General features: G+C 62.0%; 13 protein-coding genes. 10 read left to right on the forward strand and 3 right to left on the reverse strand.

The features are described 5' to 3' along the window. Nucleotides 1-50 precede the first annotated feature (50 nt). Nucleotides 51-848, forward strand: a complete 798-nt coding sequence (locus tag KF719_RS10935; RefSeq protein ID WP_293508748.1) for a substrate-binding domain-containing protein — start codon at nt 51-53, stop codon at nt 846-848. An 89-nt stretch (nt 849-937) separates the two neighbouring features. Here the strand turns inward: KF719_RS10935 and KF719_RS10940 are convergent, their stop codons facing one another. Continuing rightward, nucleotides 938-2,320, reverse strand: coding sequence for a porin (locus tag KF719_RS10940; protein ID WP_293508749.1), 1,383 nt, complete (start codon nt 2,318-2,320; stop codon nt 938-940). A gap of 276 nt (nt 2,321-2,596) precedes the next feature. Then, complete coding sequence (locus KF719_RS10945; RefSeq protein WP_293508750.1) at nt 2,597-4,879, reverse strand: TonB-dependent receptor; 2,283 nt, start codon at nt 4,877-4,879, stop codon at nt 2,597-2,599. Between the two features lie 258 nt (nt 4,880-5,137). Between KF719_RS10945 and KF719_RS10950 the strand changes: the two genes are divergently transcribed. From KF719_RS10950 to KF719_RS10965, 4 genes are all read left to right on the forward strand, one after another. Further along, a complete protein-coding gene (locus KF719_RS10950) occupies nt 5,138-8,437 on the forward strand; it encodes a carboxyl transferase domain-containing protein (RefSeq protein ID WP_293508751.1) in 3,300 nt (1,099 codons plus the stop codon). A gap of 120 nt (nt 8,438-8,557) precedes the next feature. Then, complete coding sequence (locus KF719_RS10955; protein WP_293508752.1) at nt 8,558-9,208, forward strand: DNA methyltransferase; 651 nt, start codon at nt 8,558-8,560, stop codon at nt 9,206-9,208. Continuing rightward, the gene (locus KF719_RS10960) at nt 9,205-10,791 is read left to right on the forward strand and encodes an Eco57I restriction-modification methylase domain-containing protein (protein WP_293508753.1); all 1,587 of its coding nucleotides are present in this window, start codon (nt 9,205-9,207) and stop codon (nt 10,789-10,791) included. Before KF719_RS10955 ends, KF719_RS10960 begins: the two co-directional genes overlap by 4 nt. Next, the gene (locus KF719_RS10965; RefSeq protein ID WP_293508754.1) at nt 10,784-13,321 is read left to right on the forward strand and encodes a GIY-YIG nuclease family protein; all 2,538 of its coding nucleotides are present in this window, start codon (nt 10,784-10,786) and stop codon (nt 13,319-13,321) included. Before KF719_RS10960 ends, KF719_RS10965 begins: the two co-directional genes overlap by 8 nt. An 84-nt stretch (nt 13,322-13,405) precedes the next feature. On the opposite strand, the gene KF719_RS10970 is transcribed toward KF719_RS10965, so the two are convergent. Further along, nucleotides 13,406-13,759, reverse strand: a complete 354-nt coding sequence (locus KF719_RS10970; protein ID WP_293508755.1) for a YbaN family protein — start codon at nt 13,757-13,759, stop codon at nt 13,406-13,408. 302 nt (nt 13,760-14,061) lie between these two features. On the opposite strand from KF719_RS10970, the gene KF719_RS10975 reads away from it, so the two are divergent. The 5 genes from KF719_RS10975 (at nt 14,062) to KF719_RS10995 (ending at nt 17,821) form a co-directional block, all read left to right on the forward strand. Beyond that, nucleotides 14,062-14,337, forward strand: coding sequence for a molybdenum cofactor biosynthesis protein MoaE (locus KF719_RS10975; RefSeq protein WP_293508756.1), 276 nt, complete (start codon nt 14,062-14,064; stop codon nt 14,335-14,337). After that, nucleotides 14,334-14,879: a molybdenum cofactor biosynthesis protein B gene (gene moaB, locus KF719_RS10980; RefSeq protein ID WP_293508757.1), complete on the forward strand. Its 546-nt coding sequence runs from the start codon at nt 14,334-14,336 to the stop codon at nt 14,877-14,879. The genes KF719_RS10975 and moaB overlap by 4 nt, the downstream gene beginning before the upstream one ends. Continuing rightward, nucleotides 14,876-15,202, forward strand: coding sequence for a cyclic pyranopterin monophosphate synthase MoaC (locus KF719_RS10985; RefSeq protein ID WP_293508758.1), 327 nt, complete (start codon nt 14,876-14,878; stop codon nt 15,200-15,202). The genes moaB and KF719_RS10985 overlap by 4 nt, the downstream gene beginning before the upstream one ends. After that, a complete protein-coding gene (locus KF719_RS10990; protein ID WP_293508759.1) occupies nt 15,199-16,383 on the forward strand; it encodes a molybdopterin molybdotransferase MoeA in 1,185 nt (394 codons plus the stop codon). The genes KF719_RS10985 and KF719_RS10990 overlap by 4 nt, the downstream gene beginning before the upstream one ends. Before the next feature lie 241 nt (nt 16,384-16,624). Next, on the forward strand, nt 16,625-17,821 hold the full coding sequence (locus tag KF719_RS10995) for an NnrS family protein (RefSeq protein WP_293508760.1): 1,197 nt from the start codon (nt 16,625-16,627) through the stop codon (nt 17,819-17,821). Nucleotides 17,822-17,872 lie beyond the last annotated feature (51 nt).

Below are 17,872 nucleotides of genomic sequence, written 5' to 3' on the forward strand. Positions count from 1 at the left end.
GCAAATCTCCGGCATGGCTGGGTGAGGGCAGACCCGCACCGGAGCGCCGGATGAAAAGATTTCTACCCGTTCTCGGCGCGCTGGTGCTGGCGTCTCCGGCACAAGCGGTCGACGAACGCTACCGGGCTTACGAAGCCGCGCCCGCCCTGAGCGGCACGGTCGAGATCGCCGCCGAACCTGCCAATGCGCGGCTGCAGCTCCTCTGGCGCGAGGGCTTTGCCGCGCGCCATGCCGATGTGCGGGCCGCGCCGCTCGCGGCGCAAGGCCCCGGTATCCTGACCGCGCGCGCCGCCATCGAGGCGCTGGCCGTCTTCGTCCACAAGGACAATCCGCTTTCCTGCCTGCCGCTTGAAAATCTCGCCCCGCTTTTTGCCGGCGATGCGGCATGGGGCGCCGCCGGTCTCGGCGGCGAATGGGCGTCGCGTCCCGTCATCGTCTTCGACCGGCCGGCGGGTGGCGAACGCGACTTCTTCGTCGCCGCCGCGCTGAAAGGCGGCGCCATTGCGCCCGACGCGAAAACCGTTGCGCGCGCCTCCGCATTGATACGCGAGATCGGCGCGTCGCCGGGCGGCATCGGCTACGCGCCGGCCGGCTATCGCAGCGACGCTGTGCGCGCGCTCAGGCTTTCCGATGGCGGCGAATGCGTCGGACCGAGCGAGGCGAGCGCCCATCGCGCGGCCTGGCCGCTGGCGCGCGTCGTCCGCGTTACGGCGCGGGGGCCCGCGGCGCGGCATGCGATCGACTATGTGCTGTCGCGGGAGGGCCAGCGCGATGCAGAGATCGCCGGCTACTTCGCGCTGCCTTATGTCTTCGCCGCCGAAGACCGCAAGGCGCTCGGCCTCGACTGAAGATGAAGCGGCACAAACGAAAACTCCCGGCGAATAAATTCGCCGGGAGTTCCGTCTGACGACCTGCGAGGATCGGTTCGGACGTTTTATCAGAAAGCGAACTGCGTACGCAGCGCCACCGCGTCGTGGCCGAAGTTCGGGTTCACGACACCGCCGCGGTTCTTCACATCCACGTTCAGGTAGTTGAGCATGAAGCGCAGGTTGTTGTTGGCGTACCAGTTGAGACCGACCGTGATGATCTCCTGCTCGCCGCCGGCGATACCGGCACTCGCGTCGTTGAGATCGGCTTCGCTGTAGCGCGCCGCGATTTCCCATGCGCCGCTGCCGCCCTTGCCGAAGCCGAACGGATTGGCCGGACGGACGCCCGAATAGGCGGCCTTCTTGATGTCGTAGCGGTAGGACTCGCCGGTCAGGATCCACGAGGCCTGCAGATACCACGCATCGAAGCTGGCATCGGCGAGCACGCCGTTGCGGCTGATGTCGTAGATGTAATACTCACCCTGGGCGCGGAACGGGCCGTAGTTGAGCGCGAGTTCCGGACCGTAGACGCTCACCGCGTCGGCCGTGCCGACGAAGTTGGCATCGATGTAGCGCAGCGGGTCGACGCGCAGTTCCGGACGGTCGCGGAAGCGGATCGTGTCGGCCGGCACGTTAAAGGAGTGCGAGCCCGAGGCGCCGATATGGACGTTGAGGCCTTCCTTCGGCGAGGTCGCATAGGCAAGACGGCCGACAACGTTCGAGCTGTCATAGTCATCGAGACCGCCGCCCGCCGCGGCCGAGCCCATCGTGTAATAGAGGCCACCGAAGAAGTTGTCGGTGTTGTAGGTGCCGCCTGCGGTCATGCGCGCTTCGCCGGCTGCCGGCGTGATGGCGAGATTGACCGCCGTCGCACGCTCGATGAAGGTGATGTCGTTGGACGAGGTCGAATCGTCCAGCGTCATTTTCGGCTTGGTCGCACCGAGAACGAGCTGCGTGTTTTCGATGCCGTTATAGGTCAGCAAGACTTCATAGATGCGCGCATTGGATTCGGTGCCGCTGTCGCCGAAGTTGAACTCGATGTTGTAGCCGAAGTCCTTGGCGAAGGTGCCGTTGAGGCCGACACGGGCGCGGCGGAAGTTGGCGTTGCCGCGCAGCCCGCCGAAGTTGGCAGCGCTGGCCGCATCTTGGTCGTAGGCGCCGACATCGAGATGGGCGCGGCCGGTGATGCCGAAGCTGAAATTGCCGTCGGCGGTCTTGAAGACCGGACGGCCGTTGTTGAGGCTCACTTCGACGTCGCTCTTGCGTTCTTCCAGCGATTTGATCTTGTTGCCGTGCTGGATTTCGACGTCGTCGATCTTCTTCTGAAGGGCCTCGATCTGCGCCTTGAGGGCGTTGAGTTCGGCCTGTGCGCTGGTCGCGGCGAAAGCCGGACCCGAGAGGAGTGCGGCGGCGCCAAGAGCGGTGCCGGCCAGCAGAATGTTTCGCAACGTCATTTGACGTCTCCGTGTTCTGTGAATGAGCTTCTGTTGCAGGACTGGCAGCCGCGACAGACGTCGCGAACACCCCCCATGGCTTTCGCAAGTAACAGAGCTATGTGACAGATCGGTCGACTTTTTATGACAGTGATATGACAGCCCCGGCCTGTTGCCGGATTGCACCGCTTTGACGCGGCGCCATTTTTCACTTTTGTGACAAGGACTTGAACGGAAACGGGGCGGCTCCGCTGTTGCAGAGCCGCCCCGCTTGCCCCCCGATGGGGTGGATTGCGGTCAGAAGCTGAGTTTGACGCCGCCCAGCACCGTCCGGGGCTTGCCGGGCCGCGCACCGGCAGGGTCGAACGAGACGTTGTAAACCTCGTCGGTCAGGTTCTCGACAATGCCGATCAGCGTCACGCCCGGCACCACATCGTATTCGGCCGAAAGATCGAGGATCACCCGCTCGTTGATGAGCTGGTTGGCCGGAATGGCGCCCCGGCCGGCGACGGCGCGCGTCTTGTCGACATAGGAGACCAGCAGGTTGGTCCGCCACGCCTCGCCCTCGAGCCCGGCCGAAAGCGTCAGCATATGCTCGGGCAGATAAGGCAGCTCGTCGCCGGCCGTCACCGTGCCCCACGGGCCGAAGCCGCTGGCGAAACTCGTCTTGAATTCGCTCGTCGTATAGGTGTAGGCGAGCGCCAGCGGCGCCTTGAGGCCGAGACCGATGAGGCCGCCCGCGTCATAGCCGGCCATGACCTCGATGCCCTTCACATCGACGTCGCCGCCGTCGAATTGCGTGCCGACGACGCAGCCGCCGCCGGTCGAGGCCGTGCAGGTGCCGAGCAGGTTCGAATAATCGTTGAAGAAACCGATCGCCTCGAACGCGAAATCGCCGGCGCCATAGCGGAAGCCCGCTTCGTAGTTGACCGACTTTTCGGCATCCGATGTCGAGCCCGGTCCGGGCGCCGCGAAGCCGCGATGCACGCCGCCCAGAAGCTGCCACTCGTCGCTCAGATTATAGGTGGCGCTGATGCCGGGGATCAGCACATCGACCGAGTTTTCGAGAACCGCGATGGGTGTGACGCGCGCCGGATCGTTGAGCGCGTAATCGGTGCGGCGCAGCTTGATCGTCTCGTAGCGCAAGCCCGGCACGACGGTGAGGTTGCCCCAGTCGATCGTGTCGCGCACGAAAAACGCCCAGGCCCTGGCGTCGCCGATGCGGTTTTCCTGGCTGCCCGGCGCACCGGCCGCCGCCAGCGTCAGCTGCCCGCCGGTCATGTTGTAGACGTCCTGGTTCTGGAAGCGGTCTTCCTCGTCCTCGTGATAGCGCGCCGACACTTCGACGAAATGCGCGACGTCGCCCGTCAGGAAGGTGGTGCCGAGCACCGACTGGATGCCGGCCGTGTAATATTCGCGGTTGTTGTTCCGCACGCGGATGTCGCCGTTCACGATGCCGCGCAGGATGTCGCGTTCGACGCTGTTGGCGGGATCCATGACGGCGGCGGAAATGCTGGTCCAGCCGGGTGCGCCGGTCTGCCGCACATCGTTGATCTTGTACCACGCGCGGGCGGTATCGGTGTAATAGGCGGTGGTCGTCAGGTTCGTATCGTTGCTGAAATCGACGCGATGCGTGGCCTGGAACGTCTTGTGGTCGACATTCATCTGGTCGAGACGGCTCGCCGCGTAGCGCCGGTAGGGATTGGCCGCGAAGTCGGCGGGCGTGAGACCGAGATAGGTTTCATCGGAATGTTCGTCCGACACCTGCACCTTGAATTCGAAGGCGTGGCGCAGTCCCGATCCCGCCTTGCTGCGGAAGCCGAGCTTGCCGACATAATCCTGCACCCGGTAGCCCGTGTCGCCGCCGCCATCGACGGTCTTGAAGCCGTCGGTGCGGTCCTGCAGCGTTTCAAGCAGGATGCCGACATCCCACGCGTCGCTGAGCGGCATCCAGCCGCCGGCATATCCATGCACCCGCAACGTGTTGTCCTCACCGCCCAGCACTTTCAGTGTCCCTGAAAGGCTGCCATCCGCATTGTCGGGGATCGAGGTCGAGAACATGTTGACCGCGCCGCCCACCGTCGACGGACCGTATTTGATCGCCGCCGCGCCCTTGGTGATTTCGATGGCTTCCATGCGGCCGGTGAACGGGAAGTAATAGGCGGCGGGCGCGGCGTAAGGAGCCGGCGCCATCAACACGCCGTCTTCCATGACGACGATCTTGTTGTTGCGGTCGTTGCCCGATCCGCGAATGCCGATATTCGGGCGAAGGCCGTAGCCGTCCTCTTCCTGGATCTGGACGCCCGGCACCACGCGCAACACCCGGTTGACGTCGGTATAGGAGAACTTCTCGAGCTCTTCCTTGTCGATGAAGGTAACGCCGCCGCCGACCTCGGCCGTCTCTTCGGCGGTGCTGGTGACCAGCAGCCCCTTCAGGATGTGAACCTTGCCCTCTTCGGCCTGCGCCGTTTCGGCGGCGCTTTCCTCGGCCATCGCCGCCGGGGCGGCGAGAAGCGCGGTGGCAAGCGCAAGGCTGCTGCAGCCGCGCAGCAGGGCGGCGGTTGAAAACGATGAACGCATGGAATTCCCCTTGAGACATCCGGCCTCGGCATAGCCCCCGGCCGTTCTTGCGAATGATTATCAAGAGCCTGTCATACAGATGTCCGCCGCACTTGTAAATGCAAGTGACTCGCATTTCTAGTTGCAGGAATGTCGCAGCCGTCCCCTTTTCTTCCCGCCATCCCCCATTTGACCCCCCGTCGCCCCGCCCCCTATCTTGCGGGCCATCGCTATTGGGGAAGAGACAATGAATTTCGCAGCCGCACCGGCGGTGGTCGCATGACCATCCGCAAGCTCCTGATCGCCAATCGCGGCGAAATCGCCATCCGCATCGCCCGCGCCGCCGCCGAACTCGGCCTCGAAACCGTCGCGGTCTTCGCCGAGGACGACGCCGCCTCGCTGCATGTGAAGGCGGCGGACGAGGCCCATGCGCTGAAGGGCCAGGGCGCCGCCGCTTACCTCGACGGCGCGGGCGTTGTCGCGCTTGCAGAATCCACAGGCTGCGACGCGATCCATCCGGGCTACGGTTTCCTGTCGGAGAATGCGGATTTCGCGCGCGCCTGCGCCGCAGCCGGCATCGTGTTCGTCGGTCCGGCGCCTGAAATGCTCGATCTTTTCGGCGACAAGATCGCCGCCCGCGCGCTTGCCGAAAAATGCGGCGTGCCGCTGCTCCCCGGCACCAACGGCCCGACAAGCCTCGAAGACGCGAAGGCCTTCTTCGCATCGCTCGGAAAAAATCCCGCCATGATGATCAAGGCAGTCGCCGGTGGCGGCGGCCGCGGCATGCGCGCGGTGACGGACGCCGCCGAAATCGACGAGGCTTTCGCGCGTTGCCAGTCGGAAGCGAAATCCGCCTTCGGCCGCGGCGATGTCTATGTCGAGAAATTGATCCGCAAGGCCCGCCACATCGAAATCCAGATCGTCGCCGACGGCAAGCATGTGACGCATCTCGGCGAACGCGAATGCACGTTGCAGCGCCGCAACCAGAAGCTGGTCGAGATCGCGCCGAGCCCCACGCTCGACAAGTCGATGCGCGATGCGCTCTGTGCCGCCGCCATCCGCCTCGCCGAAGCCGCGAAATACAGGAGCCTCGGCACTTTCGAGTTTCTGCTCGACGCCAGCGCGCCGGGCGACGCCACTTTCGCTTTCATGGAGGCAAATCCGCGCCTCCAGGTCGAACACACCGTCACCGAGGAGGTGACCGGCATCGATCTGGTGAAAACGCAGCTCCGGCTTGCCGGCGGCGCGACGCTCGCCGATCTCGGATTGCTGCAGGCCGATGCGCCGAGCCCCCGCGGCCACGCGATCCAGCTCCGCATCAACATGGAAACGATGACCGCCGACGGTTCGGCAAAGCCGGCAGGCGGCGTCATCACCACCTTCGAGCCGCCATCGGGCCCCGGCATCCGCGTCGACAGCTTCGGCTATGCCGGCTACCGCACCAGCCCGAACTACGATTCATTGCTGGCGAAACTGATCGCCCATTCGCCGTCGCCCGATTACGCCGACGCCGCCGCCCGCGCCTATCGCGCGCTTTGCGAGTTTCGCCTCGAAGGCGTCGCCAGCAATATCGGCTTCCACATGAACCTGTTGAAGCGCCCGGAATTCGTCGCGAACGATTTTTACACAAAATTCGTCGAGGACCACGCGGGTGAACTCGCGCGCCCGCCCTTAACCGGCCACCGGCAACTCTTTCATGGGCAGGCCGGCGGTGCCGCCCCCGCCGCGCCCGCGAAAGCCATCGATGCCCCGCCCGGCACGCGCGCCGTCGCCGCGCCGATGCAGGCCCGCGTCGTCTCGATCGACGTTGCCGAAGGCGCACTCGTCAGTGCCGGCCAGCAGGTAGCGGTGCTCGAGGCGATGAAGATGGAGCATGTGGTGACGGCGCCCGAAGGCGGCTACATCCGCAAGCTCGCCGCGCGCCCCGGCGACAATCTTTTCGAAGACGAACCGCTCCTCTTCATCGAGCCGTCATCCGACGCCGCCGCCCGCGCCGCCGACACTGAAACCGAAACCGACCCCGACGCGATCCGCCCCGACCTCGCCGAAGTGATCGAGCGACACCGCATCGGTCTCGATGAAGGCCGCCCCGACGCCGTCGCCCGCCGCCGCAAGCGCAACCAGCGAACGGCGCGCGAAAACATCGCCGACCTCGTCGACGAAGGCAGCTTCATCGAATATGGCGCGCTGGCGCTCGCCGCCCAGCGCCGCCGCCGCCCGATGGACGAGCTCATCAAGATGAGCCCGGCCGACGGCATGATCGCCGGCGTCGGCTCCATCAACGGCGCGCATTTCGGCGAGGACAAATCGCGCGCCATGATCATGGCCTATGACTTCACCGTCTTCGCCGGCACGCAAGGCGCGATGAACCACAAGAAGAAAGACCGTATGCTGACCATCGCCGAGGACTGGCGCCTGCCGCTGGTGCTCTTCGGCGAAGGCGGCGGCGGCCGCCCCGGCGACACCGATGTCGCGGGCGTCGCCGGCCTCGACACGCCGAGCTTCGTCAAATTCGCGAAGCTTTCGGGCGAGGTGCCGCTGATCTCGGTCGTCTCCGGCCGCTGCTTTGCCGGCAACGCGGCGCTTGTCGGCTGCTCCGATGTCATCATCGCCACGCGCGACTCAAACATCGGCATGGGCGGCCCGGCCATGATCGAGGGCGGGGGCCTCGGCGTCTACGCGCCGGAAGACATCGGCCCCATCAATGTGCAAACGGCCAACGGCGTCGTCGACATCGCAGTCGAGGACGAGGCCGAAGCCGTCGCGGCGGCCAAAAAATACCTGTCATACTTTCAAGGCGCGCTCCCCGCATGGGACGCCGCCGACCAGCGCGATCTCCGCCGCCTGATCCCGGAAAACCGCCTCCGCGCCTACGACATCCGTAAAGTGATCGCCGCATTGGCGGACCGGGGCTCGGTGCTGGAGCTCCGCCCCTCCTTCGGCATCGGCATCCTCACCTGCCTCATCCGCATCGAGGGTCGGCCGATGGGCCTCATCGCCAACAACCCGATGCATCTCGGCGGCGCCATCGACGCCGAAGCGGGAGATAAAGCCGCCCGCTTCATGCAGCTCTGCGACGCCTTCGGTCTGCCCATGCTGTCGCTCTGCGACACGCCGGGCTTCATGGTCGGCCCCGAGATCGAACAACGCGCGCAAGTGCGTCATGTGTCACGCATGTTCGTCACCGGCGCGTCCATGCGCGTCCCCTTCTTCACGGTGGTCCTGCGCAAGGGCTACGGCCTCGGCGCGCAGGGCATGGCCGCCGGCTCCTTCCACGCCCCCTTCTTCATCGTCTCCTGGCCGACCGGCGAATTCGGCGGCATGGGCCTCGAAGGCGCGGTGCGGCTCGGCTACCGCCGCGAAATGGAAGCGATCGAAGACGCCGCCGAGCGCGACGCCTTCTATCAAAAAATGGTCGCCCGCTATTACGAAAACGGCAAGGCGATCAACATGGCCTCGTTTCTGGAAATCGACGCCGTCATCGACCCGAAGGACACGCGCGCCTGGGTCATGCGCGGCCTCAAATCCGCCGGCCCCCCGCGCGAGAAAAAGGGCAGGGGGTTTGTCGATACGTGGTGAGGGTGTGAAGTCGTCCAATTGTTCCTGAATCGTCTATATTCGGCTACGCTCCATTGAGCTGATCTGCCAATTTGGCATGTCGCCCAGGTGTCGGAATCGGTAGAGAAAATAGCGAATCGCATGACACTGATAAGATCAAAGCAACGCGTCGCGGATCACGGGGAGGTATTTACGCCCCCGTGGCTGGTCGAAGCCATGCTCGATCTCGTCAAGGGAGAGACCGAGCGCATCGACTCCCGCTTTCTGGAGCCGGCCTGTGGCAGCGGCAACTTCCTCATCCCGATCCTCAAGCGCAAGCTCGCCGCCGTCGAACTCAAATACGGGAAATCGGAGTTTGAAAAACAGCACTACGCTATCCTCGCGGTGACGTGCCTGTACGGAATTGAACTGCTGGCGGACAATATCGCCGAATGCCGCGCGAACATGCTGGAAGTGCTCTCCAGGTACCTGAACTTGAATGAGGGCGACGACCTCTATCGAGCCGCCTCATACGTTTTGTCGCAAAATCTTATCCACGGCGACGCTTTGGCGATGCGGACAAGCGACGGCGGGCCGATCACCTTTGCGCAATGGAGTTATCTCGGTAGGGGAAAATTTCAACGCCGCGATTTTCGCCTGGATGTCCTCACCCACATGTCGGGCTTTGCTGAAGAGGGCACGCTGTTTGCGCATCTCGGCAAGCACGAAATCTTCACCCCGACCAAGACCTACCCGCCGATGACGGCGCGTGAACTCGCCGCCGGCGACGGCACGCCGAAGGAAGCCGCATGAGCATGCAGGTTGGCTTTACATTGCGCGGACGCAACCCCGATGTGCTCACCTGCATCGCGAATCTCTCCAACGATGAGGTCTTTACGCCGCCCGAGTTCGCCAACCGGATGCTGGACACGTTGGCCGACGCCTGGGCGGCAGATCACAGCGGGGCGAACATCTGGACCGACAAGAAAGTGAAGTTTCTGGATCCCTTCACCAAATCTGGCGTGTTTCTGCGGGAGATCACCCGCCGCCTGAACGAGGGCTTGGCGGCCGAAATGCCGGACCTCCAAGTGCGCGTGGACCACATTCTGACGAAACAGGTGTTTGGCATCGGCATCACCCATCTGACCAGCCTGTTGGCTCGGCGCAGCCTTTACTGCTCCAAGCACGCCAACGGCGAACACTCCGTTGCCGGATCGTTCACCACAGAGAGCGGCAATATCTGGTTCGAGCGGGTGGAACACGCCTGGGATGAGGCGAAGTGCAAGTATTGCGGCGCGCCGAAGGCTACATTCGACCGGAAGAAAGGTCTTGAGAACCATGCCTACGCATTCATCCACGCCGATAACATCAAGACTCGGATGACCGAGTTGTTTGGAGACGACATGCAGTTCGATGTGATAGTGGGCAACCCGCCGTACCAGATGACGGGTGGTGCTGGTGGCTCAAGCGACTCTTCTATCTATCATCTATTCGTTCAGCAGGCGCTCAAGCTGGAACCACGATATACCTGCATGGTCATCCCATCACGGTGGATGGCTGGGGGGCGGGGTCTCGATGAGTTCAGAGCGCAGATGCTCAACAGTGGTCATCTGCGAAGTCTGGCGGACTTTCCTGATTCCGGTGACGCATTTCCCGGCGTTCAGATTAAGGGCGGTGTGTGTTATTTCCTTTGGGACGCCGCGCATCAGGGAACCTGCGATGTTACGCGAGTGGCCGGGGGAGAGGAACACCTCCAGAAGAATCGACAATTGGGCGAATTCGATGTTTTCGTCCGCGATGAGCGCGCGCTCGGAATATTGAGAAAGGTCCTTTCAAAAAAGGAACCTTCTGTCCTTGATCTCGTGTCAGGCGATACACCATTCGGCATTGCGACAAACTTCGAAGATTGGAACGAAAAAGGGGGTCCCGGAAGGATCGCCCTCCATCTTATTAGTCGCGGAAAGCGCATGTCGGGCTTCACCAAGCGAGCGAATATCCGAAAAAATATTGACTTACTTGACGCATGGAAGGTGCTCGTTCCCGAAGCTTATGGAGCGGGCGAAACATTTCCTCATCAAATCCTCGGCAAGGAGATTGTTGCTGCGCCGCCGTCAGCGTGTACGCAGTCTTATTTGGTGGCGTCACCTTTTCGCTCAGAGCGTGCGGCCAAAAGTTTCGCGAGTTATTACCGGACTCGACTATTCCGCTTCCTGGTATCTCTGCGAAAGATCACGCAACACGCGCTACGTTCGACCTATTCCTGGGTTCCTCAGCAGTCGTGGGATAAGACTTGGACAGACGAGTTGCTGTATAAAAAGTACGGTATAACAAAAGATGAGATTGCCTTCATAGAAAGCATGATCCGCCCAATGGACGCTGAACTTTTCGATGTCTAAGACCATCGACGAAATCCTCGCTCCGAAACCGAAAGCGCGCCCGCGCATCTACGCCTACTCCATTAGTGATGGAGCGCATGCGGGTCTTCTCAAGATCGGTCAGACGACGCGGGACGTGAAGAGGCGCATCTCCGAGCAACTCAAGACCGCCGCCATCAAGAACTTCCGTATCGAACTTGACGAACCCGCCGAGTGTGACGACGGCACCGTCTTTTCCGATTACGAAGTGCGCGCTGCGCTTGTCCGAAAGGGCTTTACAAACAGCGAACTGGAATGGGTACGCTGCACGGTCAAAGACGTGAAGACCGTGCTTACCGAACTACGGACGGGGCAGCAGCTCACTGGCACCCATCACGAAACGTTCCCAATGCGATGGGAACAGACCGAGGCTGTGAACAAGACGCACGCTTACTTCCACTCCATCTGGAACGAGGACATGCACGCCGTGCCGCGCTTCCTCTGGAACGCGAAGATGCGCTTCGGCAAGACATTCACCACTTACCAGCTCGCGAAAAAGCTTGGAGCCAAACGGGTGCTGGTCGTGACCTTCAAGCCCGCTGTCGAGGATGCTTGGCAGACGGACCTTGAAAGTCATATGGATTTCGATGGCTGGCAGTATCTCTCGCGCAACTCAGATAGCGATCCAACCAAAATCAACGCGAAAAGACCGGTTGTCTACTTCGGCTCATTTCAGGATTTGCTGGGCCGCGACGCGGCGGGCAATATCAAGCCGAAGAACGAGTGGCTTCACAAGGTGAGGTGGGACCTTGTGGTGTTCGACGAGTATCACTTCGGCGCCTGGCGCGACACCGCGAAGGAACTGTTCGAGGGCGAGGAGGAGGCGGTCGCCAAGAAAGAGGCCAAGCTCGAATATACCGCCGGACTGGAGGAGGTAAACGAGGACCTCACCGTCCTGTCGGAGAAGGAGACAGAGTTCCTTCCCATCACGACCAAGGCCTACCTTTATCTCTCCGGCACGCCGTTCAAGGCGCTGGCCACGGGCGAGTTTATCGAAGAACAGATTTTCAACTGGACCTATACGGACGAACAGCGTGCCAAAGCAGATTTCGCCGTAAAGTATCCGGACAAGTGGAATCCCTATGGCGCGTTGCCACAGATGCGGTTGCTCACATATCAAATGCCCGACGAACTGGTGGCAATTGCCAGCGCCGGGGAGTTTGATGAGTTCGATCTCAACGAATTTTTCGCGGCCACCGGTACCGGAAAGGGTGCGCAGTTCAAGCACAAGAACGATGTGCAGAAGTGGCTGGACATCATCCGGGGGCAGTATGCGCCGAGGGCGGTCGAAAACCTCAAGACAGGCACCCGGCCGCCGTTCCCCTATTCGGACGTACGCCTACTCCCCTACCTTCAACATTCTTTCTGGTTTCTACCTAATGTGGCGGCGTGCCACGCAATGGCAAGTCTGTTGACCGAGAAGCACAACACCTTCTGGCGCGACTACGAGATCGTCGTCGCTGCCGGTGCGTCCGCCGGTATTGGACTGGATGCCTTGCCGCCTGTTCGTAAGGCAATCGGGAGTGGGTTCGACACCAAGACCATCACGCTGTCTTGTGGCAAGCTGACGACGGGCGTGACCGTGCCGCAATGGTCGTCGATCCTGATGCTGCGCAACCTGAAATCGCCTGAGACTTATTTTCAGGCAGCATTCCGTGTGCAGTCGCAATGGTCCATCAAGAATCCAAATGGCGATGATCCCAACGAAGAGGAAATCCTTAAGCCCATTTGTTTCGTCTTCGATTTCGCGCCTACGCGCGCACTGCGGCAACTTTCCGAATATGGGATCGGGCTATCGCCCAACGAGCCGAACCCGGAGAATGCCGTCAATGACCTCGTGTCGTTTCTACCCGTGCTGGCCTATGACGGCGCAAACATGACGCAGATTGACGCGGGGGGCATCCTTGACATCGCAATGGCGGGAACGTCGGCCACGTTGCTCGCGCGTAAATGGGAGAGCGCGCTACTGGTGAACGTGGACAACGAGACGCTTCGCCGCGTCCTCGACAACCCCGAGGCAATGGCCGCTGTGGAGCGCATTGAAGGCTGGCGCTCACTGGGCGATAGCATCATCGAGACCATCATCAACAAGAGCGACAAGGTGAAGGAACTCAGGAAAAAGGCGAAGGAAGGCGATCTGACGGAGAAAGAGAAGAAGGAACTCACGGCCGAGGAAAGGGAATTCAAGTCGAAGCGCAAACTGGTTCAGGAGAAGCTCATAAAATTCGCGACACGCATTCCCGCGTTCATGTACCTGACGGACTTCCGTGAGAACACGCTTCAGGATGTCATCACGAAGCTGGAGCCGGATTTGTTTCTGACCGTGACCGGCCTGACTGTGAAGGACTTCCACCTGCTCGTGCAGCTCAAGGTATTCAATACCGAGCAAATGAACCAGGCAGTATTTGCGTTTCGCCGCTATGAAGATGCTTCGCTTCGCTACACGGGGATTGAAAGCCACGAGGGGCTGACTCAATACGGGCTTTATGACACGGTGGTGGCGAAAGAGTGAGAGGCGCTGAGCTGCCCCACATGGTCGTTGAACGATAGCCGTTCTTTCTCCGTCGTCGACACCCTCCGTACACGTCCCAATCCCTCACCCCTCCGGCCGCGTCCAGATCCAGCTTCCGCCGATCGCCGCCGCGGCGATCGGCGCCAGCGACCAGGGGAACGGCGCGAAGACGAGCGCGGCGGCGATGCTGACCGCGAAGGCGGCCAGCGCCGCCTGTTTGCCCCTCCGCGAAATCGCGCCGCGCTCCCGCCACAGCCGGATATGATGGCCGAACGCCGGATGCGCGAGCAGCCATTGCTCCAGCGCCTTGTTGCTGCGCGCAAAGCAGAAGGCGGCCAGAATCAGGAACGGCACGGTCGGCAGCAGCGGCAGCAACATGCCGAGCCCGCCCAGCGCCAGCGCCGCGAAGCCGGCGATCAGATAGAGGATTTTCGTCAAGCGAGGCTCCGGATTTGTCCGCCGCGCCCCGGATCGGGGATAAGTCCGGGGATAACCCCGAGGATAAACCCGGGGACAAGTCGCCGGCGCTCCGTACACGGATCATTGAAATCGCGGTTTACGACAGTTTTGTGACAGTTCAGTGACAGTACGATGACAGAAGGCCCTATTATGGCAAATAGACCGGGGACAAGTTGCGGGATAATGTGCGGGACAAGTGGCGGGGGCAAGTGGCGCACCCGAGAGGATTCGAACCTCTGACCTCTGCCTTCGGAGGGCCGCCGCCTGATCCAGCGCGCCTTATGGTGCCGCGTCGCGAATTCACAGAAGGGTTCAATCGGTTCGATCTGCACGCTCTGACAGTTGTCCAGCAAGCCGGGGCCATGACACCGGGCGAGGTCGTTGTCCTCGTTGCGGCCGCCAGCGATCATCGCCGCGAGGCATTTCCTGCGGCAGATTATCTCATGGACCGGCTGAAGAGCGAAGCTGTCTTCTGGAAGCAGGAACGGGAGACTTTCGGTGAGCGCTGGATTGAATCAGCAGACAGAGACACTCAGGATCGAGAGATGATGGAATGAAGAAAGTGCCGGGGATTGATAAAAGTCTTGCCTTTTATCCACTTAACCTTGCTGTGCTGACGGTATCGGACACGCGCACGGAGGAAACAGACACATCGGGAGCCCTGCTCGCAGACCGTGCACGAGGCGCCGGTCATGTCGTCGTTGAAAGAAGGATTGTCCGAGACGATGTGGACGAGATCCGATCCGCGATCGGCCGTTGGATCGCCGATCCCGGGGTCGATGTCGTGTTGACGACCGGAGGGACGGGGTTTTCGCCGCGTGACGTGACCCCCGAGGCGATCAAGCCCCTCTTCAGCCGGGAAATGGACGGATTTTCCGTCGTGTTCCATCAGGTGAGCATGGGCACGGTCGGTGTCTCGACCCTGCAGTCCCGCGCGTTTGCCGGGCAGGCAGGAGACACCTTTGTCTTCTGTGTGCCGGGGTCAACCGGAGCCTGCCGCGACGCCTGGGACCATGTCTTCGCCTTCGAACTCGACAGCCGCTATCGTCCTTGTTCGCTGGTCGGTCAGATCGAGCGGTACAGAGGGGTCTGCCCATGACAAAACTGACCCATCTTGATGAAGACGGGTGCTTACACATGGTTGATGTTGGCAGCAAGGACGTAACACTGCGCTGCGCTGTTGCCACAGGAAGAGTCCGATGCCAGTCCACGACCTTGCAATTCCCCAGGGAACGGCGCGCGCCAAAGGGCGCGGTCATTACGACGGCAGAGATCGCCGGTATCATGGCCGCCAGGCGGACGCATGCACTCATCCCGCTGGCCTTGCCGATCGAGCTTGATGAGGACTTGCCAGGGTTCCGGCTGGACGCCACGAGCGGAGGAAAGTCGGGTGACGGGACGGCCGGCGAGCCAGCGCGATGATCAGCTTTGATGAGGCGTTGCGCCGTGTACTGGAAATCGCCGCCCCGATCGCTTTGGAAACGATCGCCTTCGCCGATGCGGCAGACCGGGTGCTTGCCGAACCTGTCGTCGCACGCCTGTCCATGCCGAGACAGGATGTGTCGGCTATGGACGGTTACGCGGTGCGTGACTGTGACCTCGGGGACCTTCCTGTTCGTTTGCCCCTTGAAGGCGAGTCGGCCGCTGGCACGCCGCCAGGGCAAGTGCTTCCCCCGTGTTCTGCATTCCGCATCTTCACCGGTGCGCCCGTACCGGTTGGCGCTGACCGGGTTATTGTGCAGGAAAATGTCGAGCGGGAAGGCGATTGCGTGGCCATCGTCCGGCCTTACGGTCCGGGCCGTAACATCCGGATCGCAGGGTCTGATTTCTGCGAGGGAGATGTACTCGTTCCAGCTGGACGCCGGCTTGACTGGCGCGCCTTGACGACAGCCGCTGCCGCCGACCAGCCTGTCCTGCGGGTGTTTGTCCGGCCGAACGTTGCAATCATCGCAACGGGGGACGAACTTGCCACTCCGGGAAACGCAGCCGGCATACCCGGCACGATTCCCGAAAGCGTTTCTTACGGAATTGCAGCTTTTGTCAGGAGAGAAGGCGGCGCCGTTCTTTGGTCGAGGCGCAGCGCAGATGATACCCGCTTGCTTTCAGAACTGGCTGCTGCGGCCCTGGAGGAGGCAGACCTCGTCATTGTGATCGGCGGCGCGTCGGTTGGAGACCGCGACCTTTCACGAACGATGTTCGGTGAGGCGCCGGACTACATCTTTCCGAGGGTTGCCATGAAACCCGGAAAGCCGGTCTGGCTTGCCAGAATTCGTGGCCGGCTTGTGATGGGACTTCCAGGTAACCCGACCTCCGCGCTCGTGACGGCGAGGCTCCTTCTCGCGCCTCTGCTTGCCGGGCTGTGTGGGCGAGATGCCGCCAGAAGTGTAACCTTCGAAGACTGGCGCCTTGCCGCCGACGTCCCGGCGGCGGGTGATCGAGAGACATACGTCCGGGCACGGATTACACCTGAAGGTGCCTTGCCTCTCGGAAGCCAGGACTCTTCCAGCCAGGCAAGCCTGCTTGACGCAGACCTGCTGGTGCGACTCCGGTCGGGAGGGAGCGCCTTTCAGGCTGGAGACTACGTTCCCGCGATAAGGTTTTGACCGGTTTATCGTGCGGGTGCTTTTCTTGACGGGCACTATCTGCCGTCGCTGCCCGCCGTGACCGGCCGGATCGTTGTAGAGTATCTCGGGCAGCGGGAGCGCGTCCCGTCAGACATAGCGAACGATGCTTCCTGTTGTCCGGGATGCGGATAGAAAGCCCTGATCCGGAAGAAAGGCTGCAATAGTTGCCTTGAATGCGGCCATTCCAGATGCGGCTGAGACGAAAGAAGGACACCTTCACATGGCAACATCAGCTGAGCAGATCCGCGCATACAGGGGGCCGGCCCTGTTCAGCTTCGGCTTTCGCCCATTCTTTCTTCTGGGTGCGATCTGGGCGGCGGTGTCCGTGCCGCTCTGGATCCTGACCTATGCGCTCGGCCCGGATACGCTTCCGGTGAGAGCGGGTCTCGCCTTCCATGTCCATGAACTGGTGTTCGGTTACGGATCGGCGATTGTGGCAGGGTTCCTCCTGACCGCCATTCCAAACTGGACCGGTCGCCTTCCAGTCTGTGGCGCGCCGCTGATTCTGCTGGTCGTTATATGGCTGGCCGGACGGATCATGATGCTGTTGCAGCCGGGCCCAGCTTGGCTGCCAGCAATTGTTGAGCCTGCGTTTTTGGTCCTCTTCGCTCTTGTCGTGTGGCGAGAAGTGATTGCCGGAAGGAATACGCGGAATCTCAAGGTCGCAGCAGCTGTGACGGTAATGGCGCTTGCAAATGTTGCCTTTCATTGGGCTTCCCTGAATGCAGGCGGCTTGCCACAGACAGCGATCCGGACTGGTCTCGCCGTGCTGGTCTTTCTGATCCTCCTGATCGGAGGACGCATTACGCCAAGCTTTACACGCAACTGGCTCGCCCGGCAGGGCGGGCCGCTTCCCGAACCTGAAGGACGCTTTGATTCCGTCGCGCTGGCAGTTTCATTGCTCTCGCTCGCGGCATGGTCGGCTTTGGGGCCGTCGCCCATGAGCGGCGTTGCTCTGCTGGCTGCGGGGATCTTAAACGGGGTACGTCTGTCCCGTTGGCGCGGCGAGCGCACATTGGCCGAACCGCTCGTGCTCATCCTGCATGTGGGGTATGCGTGGGCCGCGCTGGCCCTCGTCCTGATGGGGCTCAATGGCCTGCTGCCGTCCCATGTGCCGTCGGTGGCCGGCCTCCACGCAGCCGGTGCGGGCGCTGTCGGTGTGATGACCCTTGCGGTGATGACAAGGTCCAGCCTTGGGCATACTGGCCGGGCCCTGACAGCAGGCTCCGGGACCTGCCTCATTTATGTTCTGATCAACCTCGCGGCGGGAACGCGCGTTGCGGCAGCCTTTATGGAATATCCTGCCCAGATGCAGGCCAACTACGCCGCAGCTGTTTTTTGGTCCACCGCCTTTGTGGGATTTGCGCTGCTCTATGGTCCACGGCTTCTTGCGCCCCGTCCTGCGAGTTCGGCTTGATGCGCCAGAGCGTGCGCCTTGACGCACATCAATTGTCAGCGTCCGGTAGGT

Source organism: Parvibaculum sp., assembly GCF_019635935.1.
In the GTDB taxonomy this organism is placed as follows: Bacteria; Pseudomonadota; Alphaproteobacteria; order Parvibaculales; family Parvibaculaceae; genus Parvibaculum.